Source organism: Porphyromonas uenonis DSM 23387 = JCM 13868 (genome assembly GCF_000482365.1).
GTDB lineage: Bacteria > Bacteroidota > Bacteroidia > Bacteroidales > Porphyromonadaceae > Porphyromonas > Porphyromonas uenonis.
Genome location: NZ_AXVC01000021.1, coordinates 104,716 through 115,763, shown reverse-complemented (window position 1 = coordinate 115,763; position 11,048 = coordinate 104,716). Strand labels below are relative to the sequence as shown.

At 51.7% G+C, this 11,048-nt stretch carries 6 protein-coding genes; 5 read left to right on the top strand and 1 reads right to left on the bottom strand.

From position 1 onward, the window contains the following. Nucleotides 1-1,044 (bottom strand): hypothetical protein (locus L215_RS09135; protein WP_052343465.1); only part of this gene is annotated, 1,044 nt, incomplete at its 3' end. Between the two features lie 1,320 nt (nt 1,045-2,364). Between L215_RS09135 and L215_RS0101030 the strand changes: the two genes are divergently transcribed. From L215_RS0101030 to ccsA, 5 genes are all read left to right on the top strand, one after another. Continuing rightward, a complete protein-coding gene (locus L215_RS0101030) occupies nt 2,365-3,663 on the top strand; it encodes a hypothetical protein (protein ID WP_025884272.1) in 1,299 nt (432 codons plus the stop codon). 31 nt (nt 3,664-3,694) lie between these two features. Beyond that, a complete protein-coding gene (locus L215_RS0101025) occupies nt 3,695-4,840 on the top strand; it encodes an imelysin family protein (RefSeq protein WP_025884273.1) in 1,146 nt (381 codons plus the stop codon). An 81-nt stretch (nt 4,841-4,921) separates the two neighbouring features. Further along, entirely contained in the window at nt 4,922-6,520 is a 1,599-nt protein-coding gene (locus L215_RS0101020; protein ID WP_027451202.1) for a di-heme oxidoredictase family protein, read from the top strand. A gap of 145 nt (nt 6,521-6,665) precedes the next feature. Further along, nucleotides 6,666-8,234: a di-heme oxidoredictase family protein gene (locus tag L215_RS0101015; RefSeq protein ID WP_027451201.1), complete on the top strand. Its 1,569-nt coding sequence runs from the start codon at nt 6,666-6,668 to the stop codon at nt 8,232-8,234. A 26-nt stretch (nt 8,235-8,260) separates the two neighbouring features. After that, nucleotides 8,261-10,501, top strand: a complete 2,241-nt coding sequence (ccsA, locus tag L215_RS0101010; protein ID WP_027451200.1) for a cytochrome c biogenesis protein CcsA — start codon at nt 8,261-8,263, stop codon at nt 10,499-10,501. Nucleotides 10,502-11,048 lie beyond the last annotated feature (547 nt).

The following is an 11,048-nucleotide window of genomic DNA, read 5'->3' as shown; positions in this document are numbered from 1 at the left end:
CCATTTGCCTTCGGCATAGACTGTACAACCCTCAATAAGTAGATCAGCCACAGTATAGATACCATTGCTTTTTGAAGACTTTAGAGTGAGCTGTCCATTCCCTTTTATAATGACATCCCCATAGAGCTCCATTGCGCACGAATTACTATTAGAAGTGATGGAGACCTTCCCCTTGACGACACAAGTCAGCTCTTCTCTTGACTGTATACCTTGAAGTTGTGCTCTTCCCTCGATGGAGGCATCCTCGAGGGTGAGCGTCTTGGTGGTGGGGTCGTAGCTGACATTGCCATAGACGCCAGGGATGAAGGTGAGGTCGGAGCAGTTCGCCGAGGTGACCCTCACGCCGTCTATCCAGAGATCGTACTCCTTTACAGGTGGTGTGATGACCACTTCGTCGGTGATGACGTTGCCCGAGGCATCGCAAACGGCGTGCTCGCTGTCATTCCAGACAGCCCCTGCGGGTTTCGTGATCTTGCACCCCTCGAGGGTGAAGTTTGTGAAGCCATAGATAGAACCTTCGGCCCCCTTTGCCGTGACGAAGGCATTATTGATTATGAGCGACTCGTTCAGGTAGGCATCACGAGCGCAGAATCCCTGTTTACCACTAGCAACGACAGAGCAGTCTTCAATGGTTAGTTCTCCCATCACACCAATACCCGCCCCGTCATTAGAGCTAGCTGTGAGCTTTCCCCCTCCAAAGATAGTTGCCTCGTTGTAGAAGAAGAGGGCATCACCTTTATCGCTAGTGACGTTTACATCGCCCTTCACAACACAATTTATGTATGCGGATGAGCTAATGCCATCCTTGTCACCGCCGTTGATAGTTGCATTATTGAGCGTAAGCGTCTTGGTGTCGGGGTCGTAGGTCACCTCGCCTGTGACGCCAGGAATGTTAGAGAGATCAGAGCAGTTGGCGGAAGTGACCTCCACACCTGCTATAGAGAAGTTGTACTTCGTCTGTGCTGAGGCTGACGAGCCGGCGAGCGCTAAGAGCATCGTGACGAGTGTCACGATGAGTGATTGATGTAGTAGTTTCTGTTTCATTACTGTAATAGTTTTTGAAGTGAATGTATATTGGGGGCAATCGTTGCCCTCATTGTTTGCTACAAAAGTAGGCATAACAAGTGCTAAATCTCTTATCAAATGCGGACAGAAACTTGTCAAAATCGGACATCTTTCAGTGTGGTGACTTATCAAAATTGGATATTAGAGGGTGGCAACTCTCTATGAACTAGGTGTTTATAGATGACAAGTTAAAAAAGGAGTGATAAGCCCCCGAAAAAGCTGTTTTGAGTTTTTTGGGGGGCGGTGTGATGACTCGGGCTTCTTGGGTGATTGGAAATTCCTACCTAGGAATTTGCCAAATAGCTACCTAGGAATTTGCCCAATTCCTACCTAGGAAATAAAAAATTCTTCGGAGGAATCAAATGAAACTTCGGAGGAATCAAAAAATAAGTCCGAAGAATTTGGTCATTTCCTAGGTAGCAAATTCAGAAATATCTACGGAGGAATTTGGCCATTTCCTAGGGGGGGGGGAGATTAGAGGTAGAAATTAGAGGTTAGAGCTTGGATATCCGATTATTCTTATAGTTCCGATTTCCTCCGACAGTTCCGATAATTCTAGCTTGTCGCCAACAACCAGTCACTTTCCCCTGTAGAGATTTGAGAATTGCCACGAGGGGTGTGGTTTCTTTTGAGGCAAAAGCGTATCGAGTCACGAGAGGGTTCCTCTATGAGGTGCCAGCAGAGTGTCTCCTCCCAAGGAGCTCACGACATGAACTCTGGGACGACTGAGGCTCTTTTACTGAGCTGATTATCTGCTGTATACGAGTTCCAAAAATAGTTCCCCTCTTGGAACTTTTTAGTTCCAAGGGAGGAACTTTTCAGTTCCAGCGTAGGAACTTTTCTTTTCCTACCTAGGAAATTTATCTTTCCAGCGTTGGAAATGTCCTCTTCTCCTAGAGATAGGTCTAAATGCTGCCACATCTCAGTGCAAATCGGCAGCAAGAGCCTCTGGATGAGTGTATAGCTACAAAAAAACGGGTTTTGTCATTGCTCGATTATTTCAGCGGATTACCTAACAGATAGTATTGAACGATTGTTACTCACCTTCGATATACCTACAATATGCTATCTCTTGCGGTGAGCCATTGTACGCTCCTACCGTACCTTTGTGGTAGGAATTTGTCGGGTAGTCGGCAAGCTCCATTGGATGCCCTGTAGCAGGAGGTTTCGTTCCCCTTAATATCTTTGTTTCCCCGCCCTGCCACCGCCCATTCATACATACACAAAACAATGTAAGGGTGGCTGATGAGGCTCCCCTTAGGTTGATTCACTAGGATGTCAAACACTCTATAATAATATATGAAACGATTCATATCGTATCTCCTCTGTGGGCTCGTACTGTGTACCGTACAGCTATCAGAGGCGCAGACTGTGGACACTTTGTCGCAGACCTCCGCACCAGTTCCTCGCCGGCTCACCGTCGGTGGGTATGGAGAGGCTGTCGCATCGAGGATGTTTTACAGTAATAACTTCAAGCGCTACACCGATGCGGAGCTCTACAAAGATGCTCGTAGCTTCGGTCAGGTAGACTTGCCACACGTTGTTTTCTTCGTTGGTTATGACTTCGGTCATGGTTGGTCTCTAGGCTCTGAGATCGAGTTTGAGCATGGTGGCACGGAGAGTGCTGTCGAGATCGAAGAGGAGGAGACAGGCGAGTACGAGTCTGAGATAGAGCGTGGTGGCGAGGTGGCTCTCGAGCAGTTTTGGCTACAGAAGAGCTTCTCACCAGCGCTCAACCTGCGCATAGGACATATGGTCGTACCAGTCGGAGCAACCAACGCATCTCACATGCCGACAGAGTTCTTTACGGTCTACCGCCCCGAGGGGGAGAACACGATCCTGCCCTGCACCTGGCATGAGACAGGTATAGGCCTGTGGGGTAAACTACCTAACTGGCGGTATGAGGTGATGGGTATCGCGGGGCTAGATGCTGACCGCTTTAACAATAAGGACTGGATCCATGGCGGAGCTGGTAGTCCCTACGAGTTTAAGATGGCGACGAACTATGCCTGCGCTATGCGTGTGGACAACTACTCGGTACGCAACCTGCGCCTCAGCCTGAGTGGCTACGTCGGGACGAGCGGTCGCAACACGCTCAATGCGACAAACAAGTATGACCATATCAAGGGTCTCGTCTGCATCGGAGCTTTTGACTTTCAGTATGCTAATCCGCAGCTCATCTTGCGAGGCAATGTGGACTACGGACACCTAGGCGACTCGATGGAGATCACAAAGGCCAACCGCACGACCCGCAAGGACTCACCCTCGCCAAAGAACAGTGTCGCCAAGGCGGCTCTAGCTGCAGGCCTGGAGGGCGGATATGACCTCTTCTCAGCTTCGGCCAAGCTTCGTCAGCTCAAGCAGCGCCTCTATCTCTTCGGACGGTATGACTACTACGACTCCATGTTTCAAGTAGTACCCAGTATGACCGACGAGCCGGAGTGGGAGCGACAGAAGTTTACTGTCGGACTCAACTACTACCCGATCCCTGAGATCGTCATCAAGGCTGAGTATAGTCACCGTATGCTGCACAAGCAGTTCAACGATGAGCCGACCGTCAGCCTCGGCATCGCATACTTTGGTATGTTTCACTTCTAGACTCTTTTAACTCAACACAATACAATCGACTATGAATAAGTATACCTACATCTTTAAGATGCTCCTTCTCTCAGTCGTGGGCATCCTCCTCGTCTCTTGTCAAGAGAGCGACGAGCCCAAGGCAAAGCAACTAGACCCTGAGCAGACGGCACTCGTCAAGCAGTTTGTCGAGGGTGTCGTAGTACCCACCTACAAGTCTCTAGCAGACGATGCTATCGAGCTGTCTGGGCTTTGCGAGGAGCTAGTGAAGAACCCCTCTCAAGAGCTAGTCAACAAGGCTTGCAAAAAGTGGGTCTCAGCGCGAGCTTACTGGGAGCTTAGCGAGGCTTTTCTCTATGGAGCTGCTGGTGACTACAACATTGATCCGCACATCGACTCTTGGCCTCTGCAAAAGAATCAGCTAGACAACATCCTTCAGAACAAAGATCTCCTTAATGAGCTCAAGGAGGAGGGTCCAGATGCCAAGGGCTTTGCCTCTCTAGGGTACGGTCTACTCGGCTTCCACGCTGTGGAGTACATGATCTTTAGAGATGGTAAGCCTCGCAAGGCTGCTGAGATCACAGAGCCTGAGCGCATCTACAATGCAGCTGTCGCTGAGGACCTAGCTCGTCAGGCAATCCGCCTAGAGGCTAGCTGGGCTGGCATTGACAAGGTGACGGCTGACAAGAAGAAGACACTTGAGGATGCCGAGCTCCTCCCCACAATGGACTACGGTCAGCTTATGATTGCGGCTGGTGAGCAGGGTAACAGCTCCTACAAGAGCCAGAAAGATGCTCTCGTACAGATCCTACAGGGTGCAAGTGACATCTCTGACGAGGTGGGCAACACAAAGATTACCGACCCCGTCAACTCAGGCAACGTCCTAGACGTGGAGTCTTGGTACAGCTGGAACTCTATTGAGGACTTCACTGACAACCTCCGTAGCGTCCGCAATGCTTACTACGGCTCTCTCGACGGCACTGTCCACAATCACTCTCTCGCTACTTACATGGCTAAGCAGCATCCCGAACTAGACAAGGAGATCCGCTCTGCCATAGACAATGCGATCAAGACGGTAGCTGCTATGCCAGCGCCCTTCCGCAATAACCTAACGAAGGAGGCTACTAAGCCCGCCATTGAGGCGTGCAATGCGCTCCTGGAGAAGATCGATGCAGCTATTGAGGCTGTACAGAAGTAATCAATAACCAACCGTCATACCATCTGCAGGATCCCTAGAGGAGCCCTGCAGATGTATGATAGTTTTTTAGAGGAAGTTGTTATGAACAAGGTATTAAGCATATGTAGCCTGATAGGCTGTCTGGCACTCCTGAGCGCATGTAGCTCAGACTGTCCAGATTCAAGCGAAACGAATCCATACGAAGAGCAGTACTATAGCGGGGGAAAGCTAGGCACCGCGTTCAATAACACGGCCACCTGTTACGAGCAGTTTACCCCTGCAGTCGAGGAGGCTGGTTTGGTCGCTAGGTTTAAGAGGGGAGAGCGCTTCTTCGAGAATCCCTTTGACACATCTACTGATCCAAACTTCCCGCTACGTGGCTTAGGCCCCTTGTGGCTACGTGCTAGTTGTATCGCTTGCCACCCGGGATACGGTCATGGAGCTAGACAGACCGAGTACAATTCGAACACCATAGGTAACGGCTATCTACTCGTCCTCACGGACCAAAACGATAACTACCTATCCTCCCTCACCGGTATGCCTCAGACGCAAGCTGCGCCTCCCTTTAAGGCACCACTTGATGAGCGTAAGATCAAGATAGACTGGCTCCCCTACACAGATGAGTGGGGCAATAAGTTTGACGATGGCGAGACCTACGACCTTATTTACCCAGAGGTGACCATTCCTGAGGATGCCTTCTACGTACCCCTGCAGGCCAAGGGCAAGGACATCCCATACTCCGATCTACGCGTCCGTCTCGAGAGCACCATCGGTATCTACGGTACGGGTCTGCTCGATGCTATCAGTGACGAAGACCTCCGTGCTCAGTATCAGACGGAGGAGAAGCATGGCGCCAACCTCAACCCCACCGTGTGGAAGAATGGCGACTTCGTTAGGTACTACGTCAATAAGAAACAGGGCGACGGCACTAAGTACCTTCCCCGCTACACCTATGGCTTGACACGTGGTAGCATACAGGATGGTCCTGGAGCCAATGCTATCTGGAACATCACCAACGTGACTCGTAGCGATCGTCGCTACCACTATATGACTACTGCCTATGCTAAGGTTGCTTCCGAAGACCCCGAGGTACAGGCAAAGTTTTACTCCTATTATCCAGAGTGGAGGAAGAGCGGAGATGTCAAGAAGGACATCTACGACTACCTAACCTCTAGCGAGCTCCCTGCCGATATGACCGACGAGGAGTACATTGACTTTATGGTATGGCACCGCGGACTAGCCGTCCCATCGGCACGAGATGCTGATAGCAAAGAGTTTCAACAAGGTAAGAAGCTCTTCGAGGAGATGGGGTGCGCTACCTGCCACCGTCCTACCTGGACTACGGGCGAGGATCAGATCCGTGACCCGAACAACTTCTTCGTGGGTGCTCGTGCCAATCTCCTCCCACGCTACCCGCATCAGAAGATCTGGCCTTACACCGATATGATCCAGCACCAGCTACAGATGAAGAACAATATCCGCACAGGTTGGTGTCGTACCACTCCGCTGTGGGGGCGTGGTCTGAGCATGAAGGCTACAGGAGCTGGCGACCGACTACACGACTGCCGTGCACGTACCGTGATCGAGGCGATCATGTGGCACGGCGCTAAGAACAGCGATGCGAGACAGCCGATTGAGAAGTTTCGCAAGCTCAGCAAGGAGGAGCGCAAAGCTGTCGTTACCTTCATTGAGTCTATCTAATCTCTAACTTCTAAAGTCTAATCTCTAGACTCTATTTAATTCTCCCCCTCCCCTGAGCAAGTATTTGCCAGAGCAATAGATTATGATGATAGATATAAGCTGTCGGGGGAGGGGAGACACATTCCCCAAAAATCACCTTATCCTTATGAAGCACTTAACTACACAGCTAGCTCTACTAGCTCTCATCCTCACCAGTCTGACAGCCTGTCAGCAGGATTGTGGAACGGACACTCCTCAGACGCTTAGCGAGGAGTACTACAGTGGCGGTAAGCTCGGCACTACCTTCAACAACACCTCCTCCTGCTTCGAGCAGCCCACGGAGGCTATCGCACTAGCTGGACTAGATGCCAACTTCAAGCAGGGCGAGCGTCGCTTTGAGACAGCACACGCTGCTGGCGATGTGCCTGGTCTCACCTTTACGGGACTGGGCCCGCTGTATAATCGCACATCGTGTGAGGCTTGTCACCCTGGCTATGGTCATGGTAAGCGCATCACACGCTACAATAGCGAGGAGATGGGCAATGGGTGTCTCATCATCGTGACTGACAAAGAGGGGAATATGGCTACCTCGCTCGGCTTAGTGCCTATGACTGTCGCACTGCCTCCCTTCAAGCCTATGATCGATGCTGACAAGATGACTATCGACTGGCGTAGCTATACGGATGAGTGGGGCAATAAGTTTGACGATGGCGAGACCTACGACCTCATTTATCCTGAGGTACACCTACCTGCGGAGGCTCTCTACTCACCACTAGAGGTGAAAGGCAAGCCCTTCCCGCTTGATCAGGCGGTTGTCACGCTTGAGTCTACTATCGGTATCTATGGTACGGGTCTGCTTGATGCGATCAGCGATGAGGATATACGTCAGCAGTATATCAAGGAGGCTCCGCACACGCCGCTCAATCCCGCCATCTGGGCAGGCAACGACTTCGCTCCCACGGGGGTAGACGCTGCAGGTCACCCGATGCGCTTTGACTATGCTTGTGACTTCACCAAGCTCTCTGCCAATGTGAGCCTATGGGAGGTGACCAATATCATCACGCCGATGTTTCGTAAGTTCTACATACCTGAGGCTTACGCACGAACGGCTAGCAAAGATCCAGAGGTGCAGGCACAGTTCTACAAATACTATCCAGATCGCAAGAAGACTGGCAATGTAGAAAAGGATATCTACGACTTCTTTACAGCTACAGACCTCCCCGTCGAGATGGATGCACAGGCTTGCTACGATCTGATGGTGTGGATACGTGGTCTAGCGGTGCCAGCTGCGAGAGATATAGATGCTCCCGATGTACAGCGTGGTAAGCAACTCTTCACCGAGATAGGCTGTGCCACTTGCCATCGTCCCTCTTGGACTACGGGCGACGATGTCGTTGTGGATGTGTATGGTCTGACCGAGGGTGGCAAGAAGGCTATGCCTCGCTATCCCAAGCAAAAGATCTGGCCCTATACCGATATGATCCAGCATAAGCTCCACATGCAAAACGATATCCGCACAGGTTGGTGCCGTACCACTCCGCTCTGGGGACGTGGTCTGAGCCAGAAGGCTTCTGGACATCAGGATCGTCTGCACGACTGCCGTGCGCGCAATGTGATCGAGGCGATCATGTGGCACGGTGCTAAGGATAGTGATGCTCGCTTTAGCGTAGAGAAGTTTCGCAAGCTCGACCGCAAGGATCGTGAGGCGGTTGTCAAGTTTATCAACGCTGTATAGCTTCACACACTAGATACTATATAAATATGGTGTGGCGCAAGCTCCCCTTCATACTACTACTTATCACGGTGGCTGTCCTTGCGACAGCCACTGTGGTTGAAAAGCTTTACGGTACGCCCTTCGTGCAGGAGCATTGGTATGGTTCCCCGCTCTTTACCATCTTGTGGGTGCTACTCTCCTGTGCTGGACTACTTTACATCTTACGGGTTAAGCTCTACCGACGCTTCTGGATCTGGATGATCCACGTCTCACTGCTGGTCATCTTGCTGGGCGCTGGACTGACTAGTTGGACCGCTATACATGGACGGATCAAGCTCCAGGAGGGTGCCACCCCCACGGCTCGCTATCAGAGCGATCAGGGAGAGACACTGACCCTCCCCTTTGCGGTCGCTTTGGAGCGATTTGACCTGACTTACTACACAGGGACCCAATTCCCGCTAGACTACCAGAGCAATCTCATCATTCAGGACGGGGAGCGGTCACAGAGCCTCCGTGGTGCGGTCTCGATGAATCGCATCTTCCGTTACCGCTTCTATCGCTTCTACCAGTCAGGCTACGATCCAGAGACGACCTCCTCGATACTCTCCGTCGCTTACGATCCGTGGGGTATAGCGATCTCTTACCTAGGCTATGCGCTCCTAGCGATCAGCCTCGTAGGGGGCATGTACGCGCGTCGTCATCGGGTGAGACAGCTCCTCAAGCAGGCACTCGTCTCTCCCGTGGCTATGCTCCTGATACTCCTTGCTGGTGGTACGCTCTCGGCAGAGGCAAAAGCACCTGCGACACCTCTCCCCAAGACGGTCCCAGCCAATGTGGCGAAAAGCTTGGGCGAACTACATATCCTATACAATAATCGCGTTTGTCCGCTAGGAACCTACGCTCAGGAGTTTACCGAGAAACTCTATGGACGCAGTAGCTACCGAGGACTTTCGGCTGAGCAAGTCTTGGCGGGTTGGATCTTTTACTACGACAATTGGGTCGATGAGCCGATGATACGGATCAAAGATCGGAGCATCCGCAAGCTACTCGAGTGCTACGAGGGTCAGCGGGTGAGCTATCGTCAGTTCTTTGATATCCAGGGCAATTACCGTCTAGAGTCTCTGCTGGATAACTACATACAGCATCCCGACCAGCCTGGGCGCAAGGCGCTCTTTGAGGCGCATGAGAAGTGTCAGGTGATACAGAGCTTAGGGCTAGGGGAGTCGCTTGCGATCTTCCCCGTACAGAGCCATGGGAGTATCGCGTGGTACCATCCAGCCTCTACCGATCTACCCGCAGAGATGCCGCTAGATCAGTGGACATTCGTGCGCAAGGGCTTTAACTACCTCAGCGAACTGGTCATCATGCAGCAATGGGACGAGGCGCAAGAGTTTCTCGTCAAGCTCCGTCAGTATCAGCTCAAGGAGGGCGCTGAGAGTTGCCCCTCGGCACTACGCTTTCGCTCTGAGATCTACTATAATCAGCTATCGCCCTATATAGGACTCCTCGCCAAGATACTCGCCACCGTCGGTATCTTGCTCTTCATCTGGACCGCTTATCAGCTCTCCGTGGGGCGGCTCCAAGACCCTCCGCTGGTCAAGTGGTGCTTCTGGGGTATCCTCTACGCTAGTATGCTCTACCTCACTCTGATGGTGATCCTGCGCTGGATCGTCTCGGGATATGTGCCCTTGAGCAATGGCTTTGAGACGATGCAAGCCTTAGCCTGGATCGTGCTCCTGCTGACCATACTCACGGGACGAAAGCATCGTGTGCTGATCCCCTTTGGCCTACTCATGGGTGGGTTGTCGCTCTTGGTAGCCTCCTTCGGGGGAAGCAATCCTCAGATCACCCCACTGATGCCAGTGCTTCACTCGCCACTACTGAGCATTCATGTGCTGGTCATCATGATAGCGTATAGTCTCTTGGCCTTTATGATGCTCAATAGCTGTATGGCGCTAATCCTGTCACGTCGCCTTGCCATCGGGACGCACCTAGAGGCGCTCAGCAGACTGCTTCTCTATCCAGCGGTCGCACTGCTGGCTATCGGTATCTTCATCGGAGCCGTCTGGGCCAATGTCTCGTGGGGGCGCTACTGGAGCTGGGACCCCAAAGAGGTGTGGGCACTCATCACGCTCATTATCTACGCCTTGCCACTACACTGCGAGTCGCTGCGTTGCTTCCGCTCGCAGAGGTTCCTGCACGTCTACCTCTTGATCGCCTTCGTGTCGGTGCTGGTCACCTACTTCGGGGTCAACTTCTTCCTCGGCGGGATGCACAGCTACGCTTGATGCTCCCTATTGAGACTGTTGCATAAAGGCGAATCGCTGTGTTGCTTTCGGGATTCGGCTTCGGTCACATACGGAGGTATGCTCCCTTCAGACCTTACCCTCAGCGCCTTGCGCTTCATCCTTTCTGCAAAGTCAGGACAATCTTGCAAGCAAGATTGTGAGACTGTTGACTTTTGCAACAGTCTCCTCTTACGAAGCGATAAATCCACTCCACGGAGGAAAAGCCAATTCCTCCGTGGATGTTTTTCACTCTTCACGTAGATGTGAATCATTTTCTCCGAAGTCCCATTTGACTCCTCCGAAGTTTTCTTCCTTTCCCACGTGGGGGATTTTTATTCTCCACGAGGGAAACGTCAAATCTCCACGTGGCTATTCTGCTTTTATAGTCTCATTTAACTGAGATACGCTAGTCTAGACTTCCCCCAGCACCTCAAAATAGGAATTGTCCTTTCCCCCTTCCCTATAACTTCTAAAGTCTAGTTATCGCCCTTCTCATCGTTTACAGACTCGGATTTTATTGCTACCTTTGTAAACGGAAGCGTTTCCA